This window comes from Chitinibacter fontanus (assembly GCF_013423785.1).
GTDB lineage: Bacteria > Pseudomonadota > Gammaproteobacteria > Burkholderiales > Chitinibacteraceae > Chitinibacter > Chitinibacter fontanus.
The window spans coordinates 2771335-2794029 of the sequence record NZ_CP058952.1 but is presented as its reverse complement, the minus strand read 5'-3'; the positions used below and the strand labels follow the sequence as shown (position 1 = coordinate 2794029).

General features: G+C 50.5%; 28 protein-coding genes, 1 tRNA gene and 1 riboswitch. Of the genes, 9 read left to right on the top strand and 20 right to left on the bottom strand.

From position 1 onward, the window contains the following. Positions 1–46: 46 nt before the first annotated feature. The 7 genes from HZU75_RS13345 to HZU75_RS13315 all read right to left on the bottom strand — a co-directional run bounded on the left by HZU75_RS13345 (position 47) and on the right by HZU75_RS13315 (position 4508). The gene (locus HZU75_RS13345) at positions 47–520 is read right to left on the bottom strand and encodes a GNAT family N-acetyltransferase (RefSeq protein WP_180306510.1); all 474 of its coding nucleotides are present in this window, start codon (positions 518–520) and stop codon (positions 47–49) included. Next, a complete protein-coding gene (locus tag HZU75_RS13340) occupies positions 465–1052 on the bottom strand; it encodes a GNAT family N-acetyltransferase (RefSeq protein ID WP_180306509.1) in 588 nt (195 codons plus the stop codon). Before HZU75_RS13340 ends, HZU75_RS13345 begins: the two co-directional genes overlap by 56 nt. 38 nt (positions 1053–1090) lie before the next feature. Further along, positions 1091–1603, bottom strand: a complete 513-nt coding sequence (locus HZU75_RS13335; RefSeq protein ID WP_228028061.1) for an SMI1/KNR4 family protein — start codon at positions 1601–1603, stop codon at positions 1091–1093. Positions 1604–1707: 104 nt separating this feature from the next. Beyond that, positions 1708–2013 (bottom strand): DUF1330 domain-containing protein, encoded by a 306-nt coding sequence (locus tag HZU75_RS13330; protein WP_180306508.1) that lies wholly within the window; start codon positions 2011–2013, stop codon positions 1708–1710. Between the two features lie 70 nt (positions 2014–2083). Further along, a complete protein-coding gene (locus tag HZU75_RS13325) occupies positions 2084–2569 on the bottom strand; it encodes a hypothetical protein (protein ID WP_180306507.1) in 486 nt (161 codons plus the stop codon). Positions 2570–2627: 58 nt separating this feature from the next. Further along, positions 2628–3779, bottom strand: coding sequence for a cell division protein ZapE (gene zapE / locus HZU75_RS13320; RefSeq protein WP_180306506.1), 1152 nt, complete (start codon positions 3777–3779; stop codon positions 2628–2630). A 123-nt stretch (positions 3780–3902) separates the two neighbouring features. Then, a complete protein-coding gene (locus HZU75_RS13315) occupies positions 3903–4508 on the bottom strand; it encodes a peroxiredoxin (protein WP_180306505.1) in 606 nt (201 codons plus the stop codon). A 221-nt stretch (positions 4509–4729) separates the two neighbouring features. On the opposite strand from HZU75_RS13315, the gene HZU75_RS13310 reads away from it, so the two are divergent. Next, complete coding sequence (locus HZU75_RS13310) at positions 4730–5611, top strand: hypothetical protein (RefSeq protein WP_180306504.1); 882 nt, start codon at positions 4730–4732, stop codon at positions 5609–5611. Between the two features lie 74 nt (positions 5612–5685). On the opposite strand, the gene HZU75_RS13305 is transcribed toward HZU75_RS13310, so the two are convergent. From HZU75_RS13305 to hisN, 3 genes are all read right to left on the bottom strand, one after another. Beyond that, positions 5686–6276, bottom strand: coding sequence for an acetate uptake transporter (locus HZU75_RS13305; protein ID WP_180306503.1), 591 nt, complete (start codon positions 6274–6276; stop codon positions 5686–5688). Between the two features lie 309 nt (positions 6277–6585). Then, a complete protein-coding gene (locus HZU75_RS13300) occupies positions 6586–7428 on the bottom strand; it encodes a sulfurtransferase (RefSeq protein ID WP_180306502.1) in 843 nt (280 codons plus the stop codon). A gap of 23 nt (positions 7429–7451) precedes the next feature. Beyond that, the gene (hisN, locus tag HZU75_RS13295; protein ID WP_180306501.1) at positions 7452–8243 is read right to left on the bottom strand and encodes a histidinol-phosphatase; all 792 of its coding nucleotides are present in this window, start codon (positions 8241–8243) and stop codon (positions 7452–7454) included. Positions 8244–8481: 238 nt separating this feature from the next. Here hisN and bfr (HZU75_RS13290) point away from each other — a divergent pair, with 238 nt between their 5' ends. Together bfr (HZU75_RS13290) and bfr (HZU75_RS13285) are read left to right on the top strand one after the other, a co-directional pair. Continuing rightward, a complete protein-coding gene (gene bfr, locus HZU75_RS13290) occupies positions 8482–8955 on the top strand; it encodes a bacterioferritin (RefSeq protein ID WP_180306500.1) in 474 nt (157 codons plus the stop codon). Positions 8956–8981: 26 nt separating this feature from the next. Then, positions 8982–9452 carry a bacterioferritin gene (bfr, locus tag HZU75_RS13285; protein ID WP_180306499.1) on the top strand — a complete coding sequence of 157 codons (471 nt, stop codon included), beginning with the start codon at positions 8982–8984 and terminating at the stop codon, positions 9450–9452. A gap of 164 nt (positions 9453–9616) precedes the next feature. Here bfr (HZU75_RS13285) and HZU75_RS13280 read toward each other — a convergent pair whose 3' ends face one another. Further along, complete coding sequence (locus HZU75_RS13280) at positions 9617–9832, bottom strand: (2Fe-2S)-binding protein (protein ID WP_180306498.1); 216 nt, start codon at positions 9830–9832, stop codon at positions 9617–9619. Between the two features lie 127 nt (positions 9833–9959). Between HZU75_RS13280 and HZU75_RS13275 the strand changes: the two genes are divergently transcribed. Continuing rightward, on the top strand, positions 9960–10235 hold the full coding sequence (locus tag HZU75_RS13275) for a cupin domain-containing protein (protein WP_180306497.1): 276 nt from the start codon (positions 9960–9962) through the stop codon (positions 10233–10235). Positions 10236–10252: 17 nt separating this feature from the next. Further along, on the top strand, positions 10253–10942 hold the full coding sequence (locus HZU75_RS13270) for an aspartate/glutamate racemase family protein (protein WP_180306496.1): 690 nt from the start codon (positions 10253–10255) through the stop codon (positions 10940–10942). A 24-nt stretch (positions 10943–10966) separates the two neighbouring features. Here the strand turns inward: HZU75_RS13270 and ribB are convergent, their stop codons facing one another. The 6 genes from ribB to HZU75_RS13240 all read right to left on the bottom strand — a co-directional run bounded on the left by ribB (position 10967) and on the right by HZU75_RS13240 (position 17106). Continuing rightward, positions 10967–11614 carry a 3,4-dihydroxy-2-butanone-4-phosphate synthase gene (ribB, locus tag HZU75_RS13265; protein ID WP_180306495.1) on the bottom strand — a complete coding sequence of 216 codons (648 nt, stop codon included), beginning with the start codon at positions 11612–11614 and terminating at the stop codon, positions 10967–10969. Positions 11615–11710: 96 nt separating this feature from the next. Next, a riboswitch (FMN riboswitch) is annotated at positions 11711–11861 on the bottom strand. Positions 11862–12030: 169 nt separating this feature from the next. Further along, on the bottom strand, positions 12031–12513 hold the full coding sequence (locus tag HZU75_RS13260) for a YHS domain-containing (seleno)protein (RefSeq protein WP_180306494.1): 483 nt from the start codon (positions 12511–12513) through the stop codon (positions 12031–12033). 253 nt (positions 12514–12766) lie between these two features. Continuing rightward, the gene (locus HZU75_RS13255; RefSeq protein ID WP_180306493.1) at positions 12767–13435 is read right to left on the bottom strand and encodes a Crp/Fnr family transcriptional regulator; all 669 of its coding nucleotides are present in this window, start codon (positions 13433–13435) and stop codon (positions 12767–12769) included. Between the two features lie 8 nt (positions 13436–13443). Next, positions 13444–14211 (bottom strand): exodeoxyribonuclease III, encoded by a 768-nt coding sequence (gene xth, locus HZU75_RS13250; protein WP_180306492.1) that lies wholly within the window; start codon positions 14209–14211, stop codon positions 13444–13446. 130 nt (positions 14212–14341) lie between these two features. Further along, on the bottom strand, positions 14342–15928 hold the full coding sequence (locus tag HZU75_RS13245) for an ABC transporter ATP-binding protein (protein ID WP_180306491.1): 1587 nt from the start codon (positions 15926–15928) through the stop codon (positions 14342–14344). Then, positions 15925–17106 (bottom strand): GGDEF domain-containing protein, encoded by a 1182-nt coding sequence (locus HZU75_RS13240; protein ID WP_180306490.1) that lies wholly within the window; start codon positions 17104–17106, stop codon positions 15925–15927. Before HZU75_RS13240 ends, HZU75_RS13245 begins: the two co-directional genes overlap by 4 nt. A gap of 215 nt (positions 17107–17321) precedes the next feature. Between HZU75_RS13240 and HZU75_RS13235 the strand changes: the two genes are divergently transcribed. Then, positions 17322–18338 carry a serine/threonine protein kinase gene (locus tag HZU75_RS13235; protein WP_180306489.1) on the top strand — a complete coding sequence of 339 codons (1017 nt, stop codon included), beginning with the start codon at positions 17322–17324 and terminating at the stop codon, positions 18336–18338. A 187-nt stretch (positions 18339–18525) separates the two neighbouring features. After that, positions 18526–19551 (top strand): CAP domain-containing protein, encoded by a 1026-nt coding sequence (locus tag HZU75_RS13230; RefSeq protein WP_180306488.1) that lies wholly within the window; start codon positions 18526–18528, stop codon positions 19549–19551. Positions 19552–19602: 51 nt separating this feature from the next. Here HZU75_RS13230 and HZU75_RS13225 read toward each other — a convergent pair. Together HZU75_RS13225 and phnD are read right to left on the bottom strand one after the other, a co-directional pair. Further along, positions 19603–19688, bottom strand: a tRNA-Tyr gene (locus HZU75_RS13225). A gap of 83 nt (positions 19689–19771) precedes the next feature. Beyond that, positions 19772–20740, bottom strand: a complete 969-nt coding sequence (phnD, locus tag HZU75_RS13220) for a phosphate/phosphite/phosphonate ABC transporter substrate-binding protein (protein WP_180306487.1) — start codon at positions 20738–20740, stop codon at positions 19772–19774. 89 nt (positions 20741–20829) lie between these two features. Between phnD and HZU75_RS13215 the strand changes: the two genes are divergently transcribed. Next, on the top strand, positions 20830–21015 hold the full coding sequence (locus HZU75_RS13215) for a tautomerase family protein (protein WP_180306486.1): 186 nt from the start codon (positions 20830–20832) through the stop codon (positions 21013–21015). A 68-nt stretch (positions 21016–21083) separates the two neighbouring features. Here HZU75_RS13215 and HZU75_RS13210 read toward each other — a convergent pair whose 3' ends face one another. Continuing rightward, complete coding sequence (locus tag HZU75_RS13210) at positions 21084–22142, bottom strand: imelysin family protein (RefSeq protein WP_180306485.1); 1059 nt, start codon at positions 22140–22142, stop codon at positions 21084–21086. A gap of 127 nt (positions 22143–22269) precedes the next feature. On the opposite strand from HZU75_RS13210, the gene HZU75_RS13205 reads away from it, so the two are divergent. Next, the gene (locus HZU75_RS13205; protein ID WP_180306484.1) at positions 22270–22650 is read left to right on the top strand and encodes a hypothetical protein; all 381 of its coding nucleotides are present in this window, start codon (positions 22270–22272) and stop codon (positions 22648–22650) included. The last annotated feature ends 45 nt before the right edge of the window (positions 22651–22695 follow it).

Genomic DNA, 22695 nt, shown 5'->3' with positions numbered 1-22695 from the left:
TGATTGCAGCGCTTTGCATCTAGATCAAATTCACCCAATCTTTGCACTAAACAGAATTTGCCACATCGAGGCGCTTGCACATAAACAAGCTAAATTCATTTTCGCGATAATCAGCAAACGGGCCGCATTCGGCATAGCCGTGGCGCCGATATAACTGATGCGCGGGAATAAAATCGGGCGTCGTGCCCGTTTCCAGACTGATCCGCGCAATACCCCGCTCGCGCGCTTGGCGTTCGATCTCGCGCAAAATCGCCCCAGCCGCACCGCGCCGCAGGTAGCCCTGCGCGGTACGCATCGATTTAATTTCCGCATGTTGGGCATCGAGCTGCTTGAATGCACCACAAGCGAGCAGCTCGTCGCCGTCCCACGCTGTTAAAAAAGTAATTCCCGGCGCTTTCAGCGCAGTTAAATCGAGTGCAAACACGCACTCGGCTGGCGAGCTAGCGTACATCCCCGCCAAGTGTTCATTGAGTAAGTCTGCGACTTTGGGATGAGAAAGATCGTCGATGATAATGCGCATGGGTCGCTCCGCGAGGGGTAATCAGATCGCTAAAATCAGCAAAGTTCGTGCCTACCGACGTGGGCAGCAAGCGATGGTGGGCAGACAATGCCACTGGCGGCGGCTTAATCACAAAGCCTTTTTCAACGCCGCTTTTAAACCCGACCGACTCGTACACCGAATGCGCGGCGGTCAGCTGCTCGCCCGACAGCAGCATCACTTTGTAGCAATCCTTCTGCCACGCCAAGGAGAGCGCAAACTCCAGCACTTGGCGGCTCAGGCCACGACGGCGATAGGCGCTGGCGGTGATCACATGCTCGATGATGCCAAACGGTCTAGCGCCATTGGCGATGCTGCGATTAATACTCAAAGCACACGTCGCAGCCAGCACGCCATCGATCTCGGCCACGACAATCTGCGTGTTTGGATCAGCAATGATCTGCGCCCAACGTTCGATTGCCAAATCTTCGGGCAGCGTGGGGTCATGCGGGCGCAGCTCTTGGTACAAGCGCAGTACGTCGGCCAAGTCATCGTCAGTTGCGACTCTAATCATTGATTCAGAATCCAAAGCGAACCGCTTCCTATGCCTTGCTAACGGCATAATGACTCGATGCCCTTTTCAAAAAAAGAAAACTCTGCTTTCGCTACTTCAACAATATTGCTGAGCCTTTTCGGTGGTGTACTGGCAAATCTTTCAGCAAACGCTTTGAAATCTGGATTCTCTGAGCGAGCGTCATCAGGATAAGCAATCGCTTCAAGTGGGCCATGTCCACTTGCAAGAACCCAAAGATAATCAGAGAAATTTTGCGCTACAACACCCATTTCACCCTCTGAGCCAAAAAATACAATGGGTTGAGAGAGTAGGTCTTCGTTGTCCCGTATATGCCAAATTGCAGCAAGCCCACCCGTACCATCTTGGCCAAAAATCAGAAATTCAGCGCCAGATGCATCTGGACTTCCAGTCCATGCACGAAACCAGCTCTCGGTTTCAGCCACACTTAGAAAATCATCATATGGCTCAAAATCGATTCCTTCACCATCCGCATAATCGAATTCAAGCTTGTGAAGATCTCGCAAAATTTGTGGAAATGACCGTTGAATCAATTTAAGTTCCTCTCATTTATCACTAGTAATTCCAATCCACAGAATCAGGTACGAAATAATCAGCAACATTACTTATGTTTGCGTTAGAGCGATTGCTGCCACACTCACCCCGGCTGTACCCCCTCGTACCCCTCCACAATCACCAAATCAATCTCGCACGCGCCGTCGCGCAGGGCTTTGGCGTTTTGATACGGTACGGAATGGTAACAATCGAGTGCGGCTTGGTAAGTTGGGAATTCGACAATGGTATTGCGTGAGCGGGTATTGCCCTCTACGCACTGATATTGGCCAGCTCTAGCCAGATACTTGGCACCGTATTGCGCGAGCGCTGCGCCATTGGCGGCGACGTAGGCTTGAAAGGGTTCGAGATTACTTATGTCGAGGCGGACGATCCAATATCCTTTGGCCATGGTTTTGCTCTGATTGTATGTGAAAGCAAAACCTTAACACAAAGTAAGTTGCGACAGAGATCAGCTGCGTTTATGGCGCAAGGTATTCAGTGACCAGTTTGAACTGCCCGCCATCTTGCTGATAAATGTTTTGATCAAGCTGCTGCAATTGGCCATTGATCAAAGCGTATCGCATAAAGTAGTGGTTTTCTTGCTTAGCCGTTGCTGCATCCGCCCACTGAGGCCAAGCAACGAGCCGGACGTAGAACCAATCTGGCTCAACAAACATGACTATGCTGTCATCAATCTGCAACCATTTTCCACCGACCGCAATATGGCTCAACAAATCAAAGTGATTTTGCTGTGACTTCAATAGCAACATTTCAGTCGCCAAATTGGATCCGCCGCCACAAGCAGCGATGGTTGAAAAAACAATCCAGTACTCTTGTCGCTCTGCCACTGCTAAGGCAGGCGAGGTAGTCACTTCGCACGCTCTAAGGCGTTTCGGCACATTGGCTTTTGGTACATAGTTTTTTGCCACTAACTGAACACAAGCTTCAATAGATGCACAAGGCATAGCTTGTGCCATTGAACTTAAAAGCAGGAGGATTGCCAGCGCAAAGTGATACATCTTGCTAAGTCTCAATCACCCCAGCCTGCGCCTGCTCGACGCTTTGGTGCGCCAGCGCGAGGTATTCTTTCGATTGCATTTCGGTCATGCGGCTGGCGGTGCGGAAAAATTCGCTCGCTTGCAGGCCTTCCACGTAAACCTCTTCCACAGGCACATCAGCCGCGATGATCAGCTTAACGCGGTGGTCGTAAAACACGTCGACCAGCCACGTGAAGCGGCGCGCCAAATTACTTTGCTCGGGTTTGAGCTTAGGCAGGCCCGATAAAAACATGGTGTGATATTCCTGCGCCAAGGCCAGATAATCGGCCTGACCACGGCCATCGCCACACAGCACGGCAAAGTCGAACCAGATCGCGCCACCGGCACGGCGGCGCGCTTTGACTTTGCGCCCTTCGATGGTGACGTGTGAATCCTGATCATGACCAGTGCTCATTTTGGCAAACAGCTCGGCCATTTCGCGCTCGGTCTCGGCCGATTGCGGTTGCAAATAGGTACGCGCGGCGGTGAGCGTGCGCAGGCGGAAATCTTGCCCACCGTCGACGTTCAGTACGTCGAGTTTGGCTTTGAGTAGCTCAATCGTTGGTAGAAAGTTAGCGCGCTGCAAGCCGTTGGGGTACAGGCCATCGGGCGCATAGTTGGATGTCGTTACCAACACCACGCCGCGGTTAAATAGCTGCTCCATCAGCCGGCCCAGAATCATCGCATCAGCAATGTCGGAAACATGAAACTCGTCAAAACACAGCACACGCACGGCTTTGGCCCATTTATCGGCCACTTTAGCCAGCGGGTCATCACTGCCTTGCTGCGCGCGCAGCTCGCGATGCACTTCCTGCATAAAGTGGTGAAAATGCAGGCGTTTTTTGCGTTTGTATGGCAAGCCAGCGTAAAACGCATCCATCAAAAAACTCTTGCCACGCCCTACGCCGCCCCAGAAATACAAGCCGCGTGGTAAATCTGGTGTCGGCAGTAAAGTTTTGCCAAACAAGCGATTGCGCTTTTGCTTGAACACCACCAGTGCTTGCCACAAGCTTTCGAGTTTTTCAATCGCCGCAGCTTGCGATTGGTCCTCAATAAACCCCGTCTGAGTGGCTAATGAACGGTACCAGCTCAGTGGGCTAATACCAGATTGTGGTGGGGCAATAACGTGTTGAGACATGCAGTTTCTCGTAACTCACAATAAAGCAATTATAAAGCCAATAGATACAAAAAAGCCCTGCATTGCTGCAGGGCTTACTACTGCGCTAACGCGACCTTGCGTGGGCCGCACACTGGCAGAAGATTACAGCGCTTGCGCGTTGTTAGCCAGGTAATCAGCCACGCCAGCAGCGTCCGCTTTCATACCTTTTTTGCCTTTGTTCCAGCCAGCTGGGCAAACTTCGCCGTGCTCTTCGGTAAATTGCAGCGCATCAACGACACGCAACAATTCGTCGATATCACGACCCAATGGCAGATTGTTCACCACTTGGTGTTGTACCACGCCGTTTTTGTCGATCAGGAAGGTGCCGCGCAATGCTACACCGGCATCAGCCAATTCAACGTCGTAGGCTTTGCAAATTTCGTGCTTAACGTCAGCGACCAAAGTGTAACCAACTTGGCCGATACCACCTTTTTCAACTGGGGTGTTGCGCCATGCAGCGTGGGTGAATTGGCTGTCGATCGATACGCCAATCACTTCTACATTGCGTTTTTTGAACTCTTCCAGACGGTGATCAAACGCGATCAACTCTGAAGGGCAAACGAATGTAAAGTCGAGTGGGTAGAAGAAAATCGCAGTGTATTTGCCAGCAGTAGCGGCTTTCAGATTGAAGTTGTCTACAATCTCGCCAGAGCCAAGAACGGCTGCAGCAGTAAAGTCAGGGGCTTGCTTAGCAACGAGAACGGCCATATTCATACTCCTAGTGGGTTTTTAGACAAAACTTGCTCCACTCTAAAGATCAGGGCGAAGCGCGTCAAATCAAGAGTTTTCATCCACCTGATAGCTAATTTCTATTTGGCCGCAAATGTTGGCTAAAAACCTCGTTCATGGCACTAGGGAAAACTCCGTTTGCCTTTTTGCTTACAAATTGCCATGATCATTTCATTGCGAACTTTTCATGGGGAACTCCGATGCGCCATTTCAAACAGCTCGCAGCCTCGCTGTCCATCAGCCTACTCGCACTCAGCAGCCCCGGCATGGCTAGCGACAAAGTAATTACTATTCTGACGCAGCAAGATGTATTTAACGATTACCAAAAATTCATTGGCCAGCGCGACCCACTGACATTAAATAACTACGGTGGTACTGGTTCCCGGCGCGATGTCGTTGAATTGGTCTTGGTGCAACAAGCCCTAAAAGCCGGCGGCAATGAATTGCCAATCAAGATTGTTAAAGTCGATAACAGCAGTGACTCTTACAGCCGCTACATCAAGGAAATCACCACCGGTAGCGCCACAATGGGTGGCAATAGCGCTTGGCAAATTGATCTAAAACCACTGGCAGATAAAGTCTTTATTTCCGAGCCAGTGATTCGCAACGGTGAATTTGAAGCGGGCTTCTATACCACAGCTGACAATGTGGATGCGCGGCTAACCCGCACTTTGCCCGATTTACAAAAGCTCACCGCGGTGGTCGCCGAGAGCTGGAAGCCTGATGTCGCGACACTGGAAAGCCTGAAGTTTTCGAATTTACTCAAAACCCAGAGCTGGGACTCCATGGTCGGCATGCTGTTCAAAAAACGCGCCGATGTACTACTAGCCCCATTTCAACCCACGCCTGATTTATCCATGGATCTAGGGGGCAAGAAACTGGTTCCTGTGCAAAACGTCAAAGTGGGCTTGCAAGGCAGTCGACATTTTCTAGTGAGCAAAAGCGATCCGAACGGCGCTTTGGCGGCGAAGCAGCTGAACTTGGGCTTGGATAAATTGCGTGAAAAAGGCCTGATCGACAAAGCCTACCGTGATTCAGGTTTTTTCAATAACGCGACGAAAAACTGGAATCGACTCAATTAATTCTGCCAGCGAAACTTATCAATAAAAAAGCCGCACAATGCCAGTGCGGCTTTTTTATTGCTCACTAGAGGCAATTAATGCGCTTTGCCACCGAGCGGCAATACTTCACGTCCGTAGATTTCATTGAGCACTTGGGCCATCGCGGAATAAATCGCAGATGCGCCACAGATAATGCCCTCAACCCCTGCAATAGTCTTAATCGCAGCGCTGCCCGTAAAGTCACCAATCGCGAGCAGGAAGAACAGTACCGTTAAAGAGCCAAAAATAAACTGGGTAATGAAATTCATCCGCAAAGTGCCGATGAAGAGGAAGGCAGTGAAAATACCCCATACGAGTAAATACCAGGCCATTGCTTGTTCACTGGCTTTGGCAGCAATACCCAATTGAGGCATCACAATCAGCGCCACCAACGTCAGCCAGAACATGCCGTAGGACGTAAACGCGGTCATACCGAAGGTGTTATTTTTCTTCGATTCGAAAATCCCAGCGATTACTTGCGCAATCCCACCGTAGAAAATCCCCATCGCCAAAATCATGGCATTGAGTTCAAACAAACCCGCGTTATGCAAATTGAGCAAAACGGTGGTCATCCCAAAGCCCATCAGGCCCAGCGGCGCAGGATTGGCAGAGGTATCAGTGATGGTAAGTGTATTGGCAGCAGACATGTCGCGTCCTTGGCGAAACAGGAGAGGAGCGGCATTCTATACTGTGAAACCCCAATAAACACTTGGCTCTGATCAATATTTATTGCAGCAGCATGATATTTACGGCTCAGATCTGCCCTTTATCAAGCTTTGCAAGCTCTTAGGCAGAGCCAAGCCATGAAATTACCACCATTGCTGTCACGACTTCGCCGCGGTTCATCACAATTCATTTGGCTTGCGTCTTGTCTACTGACGCAAAAAAGCCCCACATAAAAACGCGAGTACGCTTTATATAGGGCGGAGAGAAAAATGACTGATCAGCAAACGCAATCACGTGGTGGCTATTGGCCGACTCGAATCGCTGCACCATTCGCTCCACGAGCCCGGATACAGTCGACCGCCAGATAAACCCGCTACTTCTAATGCCAGCAGATTATGGCAGGCCGTTACCCCACTGCCGCATTGATGCACAAGCTGTGCGGGGCTTAGGTCACCCAGCAATACCCCCCACTCTTGACGCAAAGTATCGGCAGCTTTGAAATAGCCATCTTGCAAGTTCAGCATAAAAAACCGATTTGCCGCCTCTGGGATATGCCCTCCAACCGGATCCAGCGTTTCGCCAATGCCGATAAAGCGCTCAGCGCTACGCGCGTCAACGACTTGGAATTCACCATTTTCCAAATTGGCCAGCACATCGTCGGCATTCACATGGCAAGCAGCGTTTAGCTGCACGTCAAAATTCACCGGCTTAATTGCGGCGATTTCGCTGAGCAACTCGCCGCCCACAGCTTGCCAAGCCGCCAACCCACCATCCAGCACTTGTACGCACTCTGCGCCCAGCCAGCGCAGCAACCACCACAATCTGGCAGCAAATGGGCCGCCGCTGCTATCGTATGCCACCACATGCGTATCGCGCGCGATGCCAAGGCCGCCCAGCTTAGTTGCTAAAGTGGCTGGATTGGGCAGTGGGTGGCGACCATTGCGGCCCGTTTTGGGCGCGGATAAATCCTCGTCCAAATGCAAAAATCGGGCACCCGGCAGGTGGCCAGCCAAATACGAAGCGCGGCCAGCATCAGCCTCGGCATTGCCCAATACATGGCGGCAATCGACAACTACGACCTTGCCTTGCGGCAAAATTGCTTTTAATTCTTCGGCGGAAATGAGGGGTTTCATTTGCGATCCTTCAGGGTATATGCTTAAACCTTGCTCATGATATTGAGTGCAGCCTGATACACCTCAGGGGTAGCTGCAGCAATCACGCGGCCACTACTCGTGCGGGTTAATGGCTCGCCTTGCCAGTCGGTCATAATGCCGCCAGCGGCAATCACCACTGGCGCCACCGCAGCAAAATCATGTAATTTCAAGCCTTCCTCAATAACCACATCGAGCCCACCAGTCGCCACCAAGGCATACTGATAGCCATCACCGCCATACACGGTAAAGCGGCCACCTTGTTGAAACTGCATAAATGCCTCACGACTAGCAGGGGCAAAATATTGTGGCCCAGTCGTGCCAATGCGCGCGCGTGATAGTTCGGTAATCTGACTCACCGTCACTGCTTGGTCGTTTAAAGTGCAACCTTGGCCCACGACCCCGATCCAGCGCTCGTTTGCGATCGGTTGATTCACCACGCCCAGCACGGGTACGCCGCGATACAGCAAACCAATCAAAGTCACAAATAAGGGGCGCCCGGTAATAAAAGCCTTGGTACCATCGACCGGATCAAGCACCCACACCCAGTCGGCATCATCGCGTTCAGCACCAAACTCTTCGCCAATAATGCCGTCTTGTGGGCGTTCCGCATTAATCAGTGCGCGCATCGCCAGCTCGGCCTCGCGGTCCGCTTGCGTGACGGGGCTGGCATCCGATTTATCATCAATGGTCAATCCACTGCGATAATAGGGACGAATCACCGCGGCGCTGGCATCGGCGAGTTTCTTGGCAAAGGCAATTTGTTCTGGGCTAACTAACACGAAATCACTCCACATAAAGGTGCATCCTATTTTACGGGCTTTTTATGACACTACCTATGTGATTAGTCTGGCTTGTACTTGGATGCGACGGCGTATCAAGAATTGTTTTTATTTGTATTTCTATTCAATTACTTGCTCTGAAATTATTCTTGATATTCCCGACTAAAAGAGTACACTTTTCTTAAAAATAACGGTCTTTGAATAAGGCCGTTTTTTATTCAACACAGATTGGCTAAGCCAACAGGAGAATACGATGCAAGGCGATAAAACAGTCATTGCAGCGCTTAATGGCATTTTGGCCAACGAGCTGATCGCAATTAACCAAACCTTTCTGCACGCCCGTATTTACAAGAACTGGGGCTTTAAACGCCTGAATGATCAGGTTTATCACGAATCAATCGATGCCATGAAACGCTCAGATAAATTGATCGAGCGCGTGCTGTTTTTGGAAGGGCTGCCTAATCTGCAAGACCTGGGCAAATTATTGATCGGCGAAGATGTTCAAGAAATGCTCGGCTGTGATTTACAGCTCTACACCGGTTTTTTAAGCAGCGTACGCAATGCCATCAAAACCTGTGAAACCGCCCAAGATTATGTCAGCCGCGATTTGCTGGCAGAAATCCTGGAAGACGAAGAAGAATATGTTGATTGGCTGGAAACTCAGCAAACACTGATCAAGGAAATGTCCTTGACCAATTACCTGCAATCACAAGCTTTCGGCGATTAAGCCGCCCGACTCAAGGAGCACCAATTATGCAAGGTAGCGCAAAAGTTCTCGCCGGGCTGTCAGAATTGCTGGCAGCCGAGTTAACCTCGGTAGATCAATATTTCGTGCATAGCCAGATGTATCACAACTGGGGCTATAGCAAACTTTACGAGCGCATCGATCATGAGCGCCAGGATGAAATTGGGCATTCCACTTTATTGATTGCGCGGATTTTATTTCTGGAAGGCATCCCGAATGTGGCCGCACGCACGCCATTGCGAGTGGGCAAAGATGTCAAAGAAATGCTCGAATTCGACTTGCAAACCGAATACGAAGTGGCTGCGGCATTGAAAAAAGTGATTGCCATCTGTGAAGCCGAGCAAGACTATGTCACCCGCGCAATGCTGATGACCTTGCTTGAAGACACCGAGCAAGACCACGCCCATTGGTTAGAGCAGCAACTTCATCTGATCAAAGCCATCGGATTGCCAAATTATCTGCAATCGCAAGCGTCCTAAGACGCAGGCAACGAGGTAGGCACGGCCAGCCTGTTGGGCAAGCCCAACCCTGACCGTAGTCCAAACAAAAAGCCCGAGTTAAACTCGGGCTTTTTGCATAGTCTGGATGGGTATACATCGCAATCAATCACGAGGCAATAAATCCAGTGGTATACCCCCAAAATTTAGGCGAAGGCTAAGTCTTCCAAATCGGCTAGCATCTGTGCTTCGTAGGTTTCCACCGCGTCTTTAAGCACTTGCTTAGCGCAGCTTGTACATTTGCCGCAGCAAGTGCCGGTTTGTGTGGTGCGTTGCAGTTGGATATAAGTACGCACGCCGTTTTGCTCTACGGCTTTGCGAATCGCTTTATCGCTAACGTTATTGCAGACACAGACAATCATAGTGAGAACCTAATTAATATCCGTTCTCATTATCTATAAATTTTTACTTGCTGACAACCCCAGCGTCACCCATACGACCAGCGGCGCTTTACAATGCTTATACCCATGTTTCAAAACAGGAATTATCATGTCCCGCATTCAAATCGAACGATCAATTGGCGCCGAACGACAAACTGAATTAGGCATTAGCGCTTGGCCGATCTGGGAGAAAAGTATCTCCAGCTTCCCTTGGCGCTATGATTGTGCTGAAACCTGCTACCTACTCGAAGGCGAAGTGATCGTCACCCCCGTCGATGGCGAAGCGGTCACCATTAGCGCCGGAGATTTAGCCACCTTTCCTGCCGGCATGCGCTGCACATGGCAAATTACCGCCCCGCTGAAAAAACATTACCAATTTGATTAAATCAACGAGGCGTTCAGATGAAAACTATCGGCCTGATTGGCGGCATGAGCTGGGAATCAACGATTCCTTATTACCGTGTGATTAATCAGTCAATCAAAGCACAGCTAGGCGGTTTGCACTCAGCCAAAATACTGTTACTTAGCGTTGACTTTGCCGAAATCGCCGCCCTACAAAGCGCGGGCGAATGGCACGTTGCGGGGGAGCAACTGGCGCAAGCGGCCAGAACGCTTCAATCTGCGGGCGCCGAATGTCTGGTCTTATGCACCAACACCATGCATAAGGTCGCCGATCAAATTACGGCGGCCACCGACCTACCGTTTTTACATATTGCCGACGTCACCGCGAGCCATATCAAACAGGCCAATCTCAGCAAAATTGGCCTACTTGGTACGCGTTTTACCATGGAGCAGGATTTTTATATCGACCGCTTAGTCGCCCAGCAGATTGAGGTCATCGTGCCAGAACTTAGCGATCGCTTGCGAGTGAATGAGATTATTTTCAACGAGCTGTGCCAAGGTCAGATTCATGAAGCTTCACGGCAAGTTTATCGCGAAGTGATGCACAAATTAGTGGCGCAAGGTGCGCAAGGGGTTATTTTGGGATGCACTGAAATTGCGCTACTGGTCAATGCGAGCGACGCTGCTGTACCGCTGTTTGATACCGCCGATTTACATGCCCAAGCTGTCGCCAATTTTGCGCTGAAATAGCCCCGCGAACGGGGCTATTCGTGCTTACACTACTTCAGCCACGCTTTGCACCAGATCCTCAATCGACAAGATTGGCAAGCGATGCCGCTGCGCAAAATCAATCAGATCTTGCCCGCGCATCATCGTGCCATCGGGCATCATCAATTCGCATAGCACCGCACTATCACCACAGTCGGCTCGCCGAGACAGCGCGAGCGCACCTTCGGTATGCCCGCGCCGTCCGTGCAACCCTGCCGGATTCTCCACGAGCGGAAAAACATGCCCGGGTCTGGCAAGGTCATCAGGTACTGCTGCGGGGTGTATGGCAGCAGAAATTGTTGCCAAACGATCAGCAGCAGATACCCCGGTAGTGACACCCAAGGCCGCTTCAATCGAAACCGTAAATGCGGTGCCATAGCGGCTTTGATTATCCGCGACCATCGCAGGTAATTGCAATTGCCTGGCCCGCTCGGCACTCAGACAAAGGCAAACGATGCCGCTGCATTCACGGATCAACATCGCCATCAGCGGCAAACTCAGCTGGCTAGCGGAACAAATCAAATCCGCTTCATTTTCACGGTCGATATCGTCCAGCAAAATTGCCGCCTCGCCTGCTTGAAATGCCGCGATGGCCTGCTCAACACGCTGCTGCGGGGTGGTGTTTTGGAAATACTGCTCAAACGTAGTTTTCATAGGAAACGCTCCTTGTTGGTTCAAGAAAGCGTTCAGGGCTATGCCTGCGTTGAAAACGCACGGCAGTACAGCGCCTCCGCCTTACGGCGAATCGCTGTATGTCTTCTTTCATCCGGACTATACCGTCGGCTCAGGCGTTTCACCTGATCTGCTGACCCCAAAAAAATATTGGGCGCTCGCGGGCTCATCAACTCACTAGGGTTAATTTACCGCCGGTGGGGAATTTCACCCCGCCCTGAAGACGCAAAATACAGATCTCTATCAATCTGCAAAAACCAGCTTAACATAAATGAAGCGGGCAATTGCGGGGCACCCTGCTCATACCGCGAGTAATGTAGTTCACAAAAAACAAAAGGGCTGCGCCTTCAACGCAACCCCCAAGAGCTTTAATACCAATTTGCGCAATTTAGCTGTAATTACAGCCCTTTTGGTGGCACATTTTTGATATCTGGCCAACGTACGTACGCTTGCTTAACGTAGCCATCCACATTAACCACCCAATCTTTGTAAGCGGGCTTCGCCGTCAGGAATAAATATCCATCCACAATTTTGTATGACAGTGGATCGGTATCAACCTTTTTCTCTTTGGCTACCCCCTGAGCACAGAAACCGCCAAAACGCGGCGCGTACTGGCCAGGATTGGCTTTGAACTTAGCTAGGTTTTCTTTATTGGCAAAGTAGTATGTAGCGCCTTCAAATGTGAATTTAATCTCTGCATCGCCCTGCACTGGCTTGCCAGAGAAATACGACATTGGGTCATAGCCACGTAAAGCTACGCCTTTATCGTCCACATTGACAGGTAGATTCGAGCTCGCATTAAACGCCAGTGCGACGGGGCTAGCCGACATAACAAGCAAGCATGAAGTCAGAGCTAAACCAGACATAGAACGCAAAAACATAACCAAATCCTTATATACGCAACAATTAAAAACCACAAAAGCTTACAACGATCATTAGGCCAGACGCTGTAAGATGTAGTCAATTTGGATTTGTTACATTTCGCAAGCTTAGCTTTACTACAACAGTATGACGTACCGAATTGGTATTAACCCCTATAAAGCAAAAAACCTCGCCAGTGGCGAGGTTTTTTATCACTCAATTAACCCAAGCTACTGCACTAAGGTGCAGACAGCCTTAATCGCGAGATGTAGCTTAGGGCAAGCTATCAACATGACTTAGCAAAATATAACCGCCACGCATACTCAGCCACCCTTGTGTCTCCCAGGCGCTTAACTGCTTATTCACGCTTTCACGGGTGGCGCCCACAAAATTGGCCAATTCTTGCTGTGTTAACTTCAGGTCAATACGTATGCCTTCACTCGTTTCATCACCATGGTTTTGTGCCAATTGTCGTAGTACTTTGGCCAACCGTTGCGGCAAGGGCAAAAATAAGGTGTCCTGCACCAGCTCATCGGCACTGCGCAAACGCTCACACAAGGTTTGAATCATTGAACGCATAACCAGTGGATGCGCATTCAAATATTGATCGACAGTAGCGCGTTGCAGCACCAGCAGCTCACAGTCTTCCAAGGCCTCAATCGTGGCCGTGCGTGGGCCACCATCGAGCATGGCCAGCTCGCCAAATACCTCGCCCGCCTCCAAAATGGCCAAAGTTAATTCGCGCCCTTCGGTATTGCTGCGCATCACTTTCAAACGGCCGTGAATCACCGCATACATTTCATCGCTGCGTTCACCTTGGGCGAGCACGACTTGCTTGGCCCTGACCAGGCGCGATTGTGCATGCTGTGCTAGCTCTGCCAGCGCCTCATAGCTTAGTTCGCAAAACAGGCTACTGCCCGAAAGTAATTTCGCTTTATCCATTTTCTTGCTCAATCTAAGGTAGCAATAACAGGGGTGTGGTCCGATGGACGCTCATGCTTGCGTGGTTCAACATCAATCACACAGGAGCTACAACGCGCCAGCAGTGCCGGCGACATCAAAATATGATCGATTCGCAAACCCGCATTTTTTTTGAATGAAAAGCCCCGATAATCCCACCAACTAAATGATTTCTCAGGTTGCTCAAAATGCCGGAATGCATCGCTCAAGCCCAAGGCAAGCATACGTGCAAAGGCCTCACGTTCCGGCGGTGATACTAATACACCACCCGCCCATTTTTTAATATCATGTACATCACGATCTTCGGGGGCAATGTTGTAATCACCGAGTAAAGCCAGCTGCGGATACTGCTGTAGCTGGGCTTGTAGCCACTGCAATAAAGCCTCAAGCCAAGCGAGTTTGTACGGATACTTATCTGACTCCAGATCTTGTCCATTGGGAATATATGCCCCAATGAGACGCACCCCATTAACGGTCGCAGTAATCAAGCGTTTTTGCGGATCATCAAATCCAGGGACATTGATCACCACATCTTCAATCGGTGCGCGGGCAATAATGGCTACGCCGTTATACGTTTTTTGCCCGGCAAAGGCGACGTGATAGCCCGCAGCCTCAATCTCGGCCTGTGGGAAAACCGGGTCATCCATTTTGGTTTCTTGCAAACACAGCGCAGTCACCTCAGGATTGGCCGCCATCCAATCGAGTACTTGCGGCAAGCGCACCTTCAGTGAATTAACATTCCAAGTTGCAATTTTCATGTAAAACCTAATCCAAAATAGAAAAACAAATATTAGCAAATACTACTTTAACCACTATTACAGATAGAGCCTATTAGTATATTCACCAAACCTATGTAGCTACTTAGCTGCTGCAACATACCCTTGCGTACTAATCCAGCATGCCAGCATTAATCAAACGCCGAGTGTAGTCAGACCGTGGTGCATCAAATAATTCCCCAACGCTGGCTTGCTCTTGAATCAGCCCATCTTTGAGCACTAAAACCCGGTGCGCCAATGCCCGCACGACTGCCATATCATGACTGACCAAAATATAACTGAGGCCACGTTGGCGCTGCAGATCAGCCAATAATTGCAGCACCTGCTGCTGCACCGTCGCATCTAGCGCTGAGGTGGGCTCATCCAGAATCAATATTTTGGGCTGCACAATCAAGGCGCGGGCAATCGCGATACGCTGTCTTTGCCCGCCTGAGAATTCATGCGGATAACGTCCCAGCATGTCCGCATTTAAACCCACCGCTTGCATCACCTCAATCACGCTTTGCTCGCGTTCGGTGGCACTCAGCTGTGGTTGATGCACCAATAGGCCTTCACCGACAATTTCACCGACGGTCATCCGCGGAGAGAGCGCAGAAAATGGGTCTTGGAACACAATTTGAATATCACGGCGAGCCAAGCGCAGGGCCGCGCCTTTGAGCTGGCTAAAGAGGCGCCCTCCCAACTGGATTTGCCCTGCCCCTCGCCCTGCTTGCAACAAGCGCAACAAAGCCAGCACCAGCGTGGTTTTACCGCTGCCAGATTCGCCCACCACAGCTAAGGTTTCACCCTGATGCAACTGTAAATCTAATGGGGACAATACTTCTTGCCAGTGATGCTGCCAGAAAAACCGTCCCGGCTGGGCATATTGGTGACTTAATCCGTGCGCCTGAAGGCATTGTGCCCCCTGCTCAGCCAACTCATCGGCAACACGCTGCGGCCGCGCGGCCAGCAATTGCTGCGTATAAGGATGTTGAGCATGGCTAAATAGCTGCAGAGTTGGGGCTGTTTCTACAATTTGCCCACGCTGCATCACCGCTACGCGATCAGCAAAATGACGCACCAGATTCAGATCATGCGAAATCAGCAAAACCGCCATCCCGCGCTCTTGCTGAATATCCGCCAACAAGCTCAGAATCTGGGCTTGTACCGTCATATCCAGTGCGGTGGTCGGCTCATCGGCAATCAATAATTCCGGCTCGCCAGCCAGCGCCATCGCGATCATAACCCGCTGTCGCTGGCCACCCGACAATTGATGCGGATAGCGGCGCAATTTAGCAACCGCATCGACGATACCCGTACGCTGTAATAGCTCTACCGCCCGTATCTGCTGTTGCTGCGGGCTATACCCCAGATGAAGCTGCAGTACCTCGCCAATCTGTTGCCCAATAGTTTGCAAGGGGTTAAGCGCGCTCATTGGCTCTTGAAAAATCATCGCCACCCGACGTCCACGAATAGTACGCAGCTGGGCGGGGCTGGCACGCAACAGGTCTAGCTGCTGCAATTGAATCGCTCCGGTGGCACACACCCGCTGATCCAGTTGCAAAATGGCGCGCGCCAACACGCTTTTACCTGAGCCCGACTCTCCGACCAAGGCCAGTTTTTCACCAGCGTATATTTGTAAATCCACCCCTCGCACTACCGGCTCGGCCCCCGGAAAACACAAGCTCAATTGTTCAATCCGGAGCAAAGCGGGGCTCATGTATCACTCCGTGCTTGGGTTGCAAAATCTGCGATCACATAGCGATTTCGGCCTGCTACTTTGGCTTGATACATTGCTTCATCCGCACTTTTCAACCAGCTAGCGGGTGAGCGCAAATCTGGCAACCAAGGTGCAATACCAATACTGCCACCGAGTGGCAACTGTTGCTGCTGATACCAGACCGGCTCGCTTAGTTTGGCCAAAATTTTATCGGCGACGGTGATGATTTCCGCCGGTTTGTTGAGCCCGCGCACCAAAATAACGAACTCATCGCCCCCTAGTCGGCACACCAGATCACCACGCCGCACCAACGCCTTAAAGCGTTGGGCAATTTCAATCAGCAAAGCATCGCCTGCCGCATGCCCGTATTGATCATTCACCGTTTTGAAAAAATCGAGGTCGATGAGAAATACCACGCTATTAGCGGCTTCAGATAAGGGGTTTTTCAGTGTTTGGCGCAACTGATTAATCAGGTGCAAGCGATTGGCCAAGCCAGTTAATGGATCCTCAAACGCCAACTTGCGCATTTTTTGATTGCGTTCGGCCATTTTTTCAGCATTTTCAGCCACCCGCTGGCGCATCACCAACATACGCTGCTGATTTTGCAATAAGTGCTGAGCAGTATTAATCCCCAGCACCGTCGCAAGCACCACCACTAATACGGCACTAACCGCAGGCAGAAATGTAAAGCTCGCACTCGCAATGATGGCGGTAATGAGCAGCAGATTTAATAAAGTGGCTGCAACATAGCGTAGCAAGGGTAAACCCGCCAACAGCAATAACATAGGTTGCAATACAAAGGGTAATACCAAACTAGAGGCGGGCAATTGTTCGCGCATCATCCATGCCCAAGCCGTCGTAAATAACGGCGGAATAAAGATCGCCAATACCGACGTACGCCATTCCCATTCCGAGTTACTGCGCCGCAATGCAAAGCTGGCATAAAAAAACACCGCAGCACTACCTAGCGGCAACAGCAATATTGGCCATACCATCCCGCCAGCATCTAGCCACAAGGCGCCGGATAATAATGACAAGCACGCCAAACCAAGCGCCAAACGTTGCCGCTGCCAGCGCCGCTCGCGTTTAATTCGCGCGGAGTGACGCTGCTGCACTGGGTCTAGCGGCTGTAGCAGCGATAATACTGTCGATGGTTCGGAAGTCGATGGCGACCACATGCTGTTCTACCCTTACGGCCTTTGCCTACGAGTGATGCCCAATTATCATGCAAATCGCTAGCACCTAGCAAAGCACAGTGTGAAAACTGCGCGGTATTTCACTGTTTTAGCACTACAACTTATTTTTATGTTCGCTGGCGGCAATATGCACTAGCTATAGTCAACCGGACCGCTTTGCCGTATGTTCCACCCATACTTTTGATTGGCCAACCATCATGACAGCCCCATTAGCTCACGCGCCCTATGCCCAACTCACCCCCGATTTGATCTTAACGGCGCTCGAACAGCTGGGTATTCGCACCTCCGGCCATTTACTAGCGCTCAATAGCTACGAAAATCGGGTCTATCAAATCGGGCTGGACGACGATCAGCAGTGGGGCAAATTCTTAGTCGCCAAGTTCTACCGCCCCGCGCGCTGGAGCGACCAACAAATCTTGGAAGAGCACACATTCAGTAAAGAACTAGCAGGGTATGAAGTTCCAGTTGTTGCACCCATTGAGCTTTCAGGCAATACCCTGCATAGCGAACAAGGTTTCCGCTTCGCGTTATTTCCACGTCGCGGTGGTCGCTCACCGGAGCTGGATCAGCGCGAAACCAGGGAATGGATCGGGCGTTTCCTCGGCCGGATTCATGCAGTGGGCCAGACTCAGTGTTTTAGCGAACGCCCTACTCTTGACATACAAAGCTATGGCCATGACTCGGTGGCATTTTTGCTTGGCCAGCAGTTTATTCCCAGCGATTTGCAAGCAGCCTATCAAAGCGTGACCGCGCAGGCCTTAGACGCGGTAGAGCATTGTTTTGCACGAGCAGGTAAAGTCGCCAATGTGCGGCTGCATGGTGATTGCCATGCCAGTAATATTTTGTGGACTGATGCTGGGCCGCATTTTGTTGATTTTGATGATGCCCGTAATGGCCCCGCTATTCAGGATTTGTGGATGCTGCTATCGGGGGAGAGGCACGAGCAACAAGCCCAGCTTAACGACATTTTGTACGGCTACGAAGATTTTATGGATTTTGACCCTAGCGAATTGCATTTGCTCGAAGCCTTACGAACTTTGCGCTTGCTGCATTACAGCGCGTGGCTGGCGCGCCGCTGGGATGACCCAGCCTTCCCTGCCGCTTTCCCTTGGTTTAATACGCCAATTTATTGGCAAAACCGCATTCTGGAATTGCGTGAACAAATTGCCTTAATTGCTGAGGGCCCACTGCAAAGCTCATCGGGCAATTTCTAGGCGGGCAGTTGCAAACATCCAGCAGTCAGCACGCCCCATTAAGTTTTACAAAAATTTCTTTGAATCGTCATCAAAAAATAACGTAAAAATGGATCTGTAAAGATTGGCATTTTGATCGGCCTCACTATATTGCAGTGGTAAGCCACCACTTTAATACCTTCGCCCAGCGTGGAGAGGAAACCGAAAAATGTCTATGCACTCACGCTACCGTCGGCTATCTATCCTGCTCAGCTGCTTCTTAATCGCCTGCGGAGGCGGCGGTGGAAGCGGAAGCACCAGCGCGGAATTGCAAACTCAGAGCAGCTCGCGGCAACTCAATTTGTGCGAGCAAATGCCTGCTCAAGCCAGCAGCCCGGTTCAGTTAGCGCCCAACGCTGGCAGAGCGAACCCCTATCAACGCAGCGGGAATCCAATTGCAGATTTAAACGGGTTTACCAATGGTATTCGCACAGAGCTAGGGCTTCCCACCTTGAGTATCAATGCCGAAATCAGTAACGCGGCGGCGGCACATTCAAGCTACATGGCCAGCAACAACATCCTGACGCATTACGAAACGGCGGGCCTACCCGGCTTTACCGCAGCTACACCGCATGAGCGGATTGACCTTAACTTCACACCAACGCTCAGCTACAGCGGTGAAATTGCCAGCTCGATGAGCGGGAATGGCAGCACTGCAGATAATGCCATTCGCGCCTTATTTGACGCGCCCTTGCATCGGATTGTGATGTTAAGCGAATACGAAAGCATGGGTAGCGGCTATGCTCGCAGCAGCACTGGGGTTGACTATGCCACGCAAGACTACGCCAACTACCAGCCTTCAATCGCTGATTTTGCTATCGTCGCCTACCCGTACGCCAACTCAACGCGCATTACTGCCGCTTGGGAAAACACCGAAACCCCAAACCCGATGGCTGATACTCCATTTAGCCGTGGCACGGTAGGCTATCCGATCACATTGCAGGGTAATTTTGGCAGCAAGTTAACTTTGGGGCAGTTTAAGGTTTATGCCAATTGCAGCAGTGAAGTTGCGCTGACCGTGCGCAGCCACGACAATGATCCTAGCATTGTGCAAGCCGAGAACGTTTTGCTAGCCGTACCCAATCAGGTTTTGAATCCCAACACGCGCTACACCGTATGGGTCACTGGCTACTATCTGAGTAGCTCGCAGTCGCTACAGCCATTTGATTTGCGCTGGAGTTTTAGTACCAACTAACGCAGAAAACAAAAAAGCCCTAGTCATTTGACTAGGGCTTTTTGCTAATTCTGGTGGGGGGAGAAGGATTCGAACCTTCGAAGGCTGAGCCGCCGGATTTACAGTCCGGACCCGTTGACCGCTGGGGTAATCCCCCCCTCAAGGCTGCGCATGTTACGGGATCGACTTTTTTTCGTCAAGCCCTTTGTGCGGTTTTTTCGCAAAAAATAATCCGCACGTTTTATTTCGCCCCGCCCAGCAAAGCCACCAGCGAGTCAAACCGTTGATAATATGACTTTTCTTGCGCCACTTTAGCTTCAGGGCTTAATTTGGTATTGAATGTCAGGCGGAATAAATCATGAAATAACTGCAAGTCCGTCACTTGCCGCAAACTACGATTATCTGCTTTCACAAAACCAGCCAACTGATCGGCATAGTACAAACGCTGCCGTGCCACCGCCGTATTTGCCCCAGTCTTGCCATAATTAATAAAAAACTGGCTAATTGCACTTTTTTGGGTTGCAGGCAGATCATTTCGCATTATCAAAGGATCGAAAGCAAACTTGGGCGACTCCCAAACAACGCGCATTTGCGAAAAATCACGTGGGTATTTTTCTTTGAGCTGCTCCAAGTCGAAACTATTGCTCACCGCCACATCGGCCTGACCTTGCGCCAATGCCACAAATGCCCCTTCGGCACTTAACTGCTGATATTGCTTGAAATAATTTTCCGGCAATACGTTGCGCTTGAAAAACAAGTGATAGTGCGGAATTAAATATTCAGCGGTTGCCCCGACCTTGCCACCCGCGTAACGCAATTGCTTAGGGTGATTGAGCAAATCATCGGCATTTTTAATCGGGCTGTTTTTTTTAACTAGCATCAGGCTGCGATAATCGTTGAGATTGCCAGTTTGAGTTAAACGGGCAAACACTTCGCTTTTTGCCGTTTCAACGGCATCGAGCGCCAGTTTGTTATCTACGCGGGCAATTTGCACTTGGTTCTTTTGCAATTTACGCAATAACTCTTCACGATCACTGATAACAACACCAGTTACTTTCTGCCCAGTAGCCTGCGCCAAATCGTTCAGTACGGGCTGCCAATCTTCCAAAGTCTGGTCCGAATTACGCGAGGTAAACAGTCCTACCGTGAGATCGGCATAACAGGGTGCCATCAGTAAAATCAAAATCAGCGCTAAAGATCGGTGTAACATCTGCCTATTCCACTCATGCAAATCAAGGTTGCATGATAAATTGCTGATGTGACGGTTTCGTTAAATGTTTGTAAGCATTAGGAGGCACTATGCCCTACATTAATATCCGCCTAGCTGGCGAACTCACGCGGGAACAAAAAAAGCAGATTGTTGAAGAAATGACCAGCACGATGGAACGTATCGCGGGCAAGCCGCGCGAATACGTGATTGTCAACTTTGACGAAACCCGAGAAGAAAACTGGGGCTGGGGTGGGCAATTACTCGACGAGCTATAAGTCGACGCACTGCCAAGCTAAGCCTATTACTGCAAAATACCCACGAAATAGGCTTAGCTCGTTACAGCTTACTGCGGCTGAACTTTGCCGATTTTGATGCTCATCAGCGGTGCGATTTGCTTTTCCAATACGTCGGCTAGCTGATTACCTGCTGCAGCCAGTTTCTTGGCCGCAGCCGGCTTCAGTGCTTGCTCAGAGGTGGGTAGAGCCGCTTCCAAAGCCTTGAGTGCAACATCGACCTGAGCCCATTTATCTTTATCTTCACGACTGAGCATAAAATCATCCAAACCAATCCCAGCTTGATTACCGGTTAATAAACCGCGAATGCCCGCCACATTAGCCCGCAAACCAACAACGGTCGCTCCGGCGCGCTGATCTTGCCAGCCACTTTGCGTTAAACCGACCTTTGCAGCACCGATCTCGCGTGCGCCCTCCACCAAGCGATTAAAATATTGCGTCTGATAGGTACGTGGATAGCTCAAATCATACGCCACCCCACGGTTTAAACCTTGCCAAGCACGCCGCAGTGTTTCAGTGTGATATGCCACCACCTGAGCTTGCCAACTTAGATAAGCACAAGCATCAGCTTGGCTTAAACGTTGCATACTCTTAGTGGGTTTATCCGTATAAAGCAATGATTCAATAGCTTTAAAGCCAATACCCCAAGCAGGCAATACCCGCGCCTCATACGCAGCCTGCCCATCCACCATCTCACCGGCAGGCCGCTGCTTAGCCAGCGTTAAAATTTGCTCAGGTGACTGTGCTGCGCCTTCCATTATTCGTCCTACTTCGGGTTCAGACGTCGGCCCCAATGGGGCAATTTCAATCGTGCGCCAAGCCGCCAGTGTATTTACATATTGCGCTTGCAAAGATGCAAAGCCACTCGCAACGGGTGCCGCACAGAATTTCCGGCTAGCCGCAGCCAAATCGGCACTGGCTTGTGCCAACTTGCTGTGAGCTGGCAGCAGAACCTCACTCAATTGTGAGCGAGTAAATTCCATATTGGAAATGGGTTTTAAGGCCATCGGGGTCGAAGCCGTTGCGGCCTCTTCAGCCTGAACCGTCGTGGCAAAACCAGTCACTAGCAAGGCTAACGACAGTTGGCGTAGGGCAAAAAACTTGCTCATAGGTGTTCGTCTCCGTTTTTATTCGCAATTGATAACACGCCCAACACAAAACGGGAAGTACAGGCTTGCTTTATATGCACTTTCCCGTAACATTGCCCGCCATTGCATATGATTTGGAACACAAGTAATGGCTTTTTATTTCCGCCCAGATGACGTCCCTGAATTAGCTGATTTAAGCCGCTGGGAACAACGTGTGCTATTGCGTGGCACCTTCCTGCGTGAACGGGCAATTTCTACAGTGGTACTTCTATTGGCTGTACTCGGTAGCGTGCAATTTGTGATCAATCCGCTGATTGAAAAGTTCCTGCCAACCGTGCGCACGGACAACATGATTTACGCTGCACTGCTGGTTGCTTGGTTGCTGTTGCTCATGAAAACCCGCGACATCATCTTAATGAACCAACTACGCCCAAAATTTGCCGCCAAACGCGCCGAGCAAAAAGCCGCTGAAATCGCCAAGCTTGAAGCCGAACGCGCCGCGCAAGCTGAGCAGCCTGCTGCTGAATAATCAGCTTAAATCGGTTAAAATACTCGGCTTCATTTGAGCTAGCCC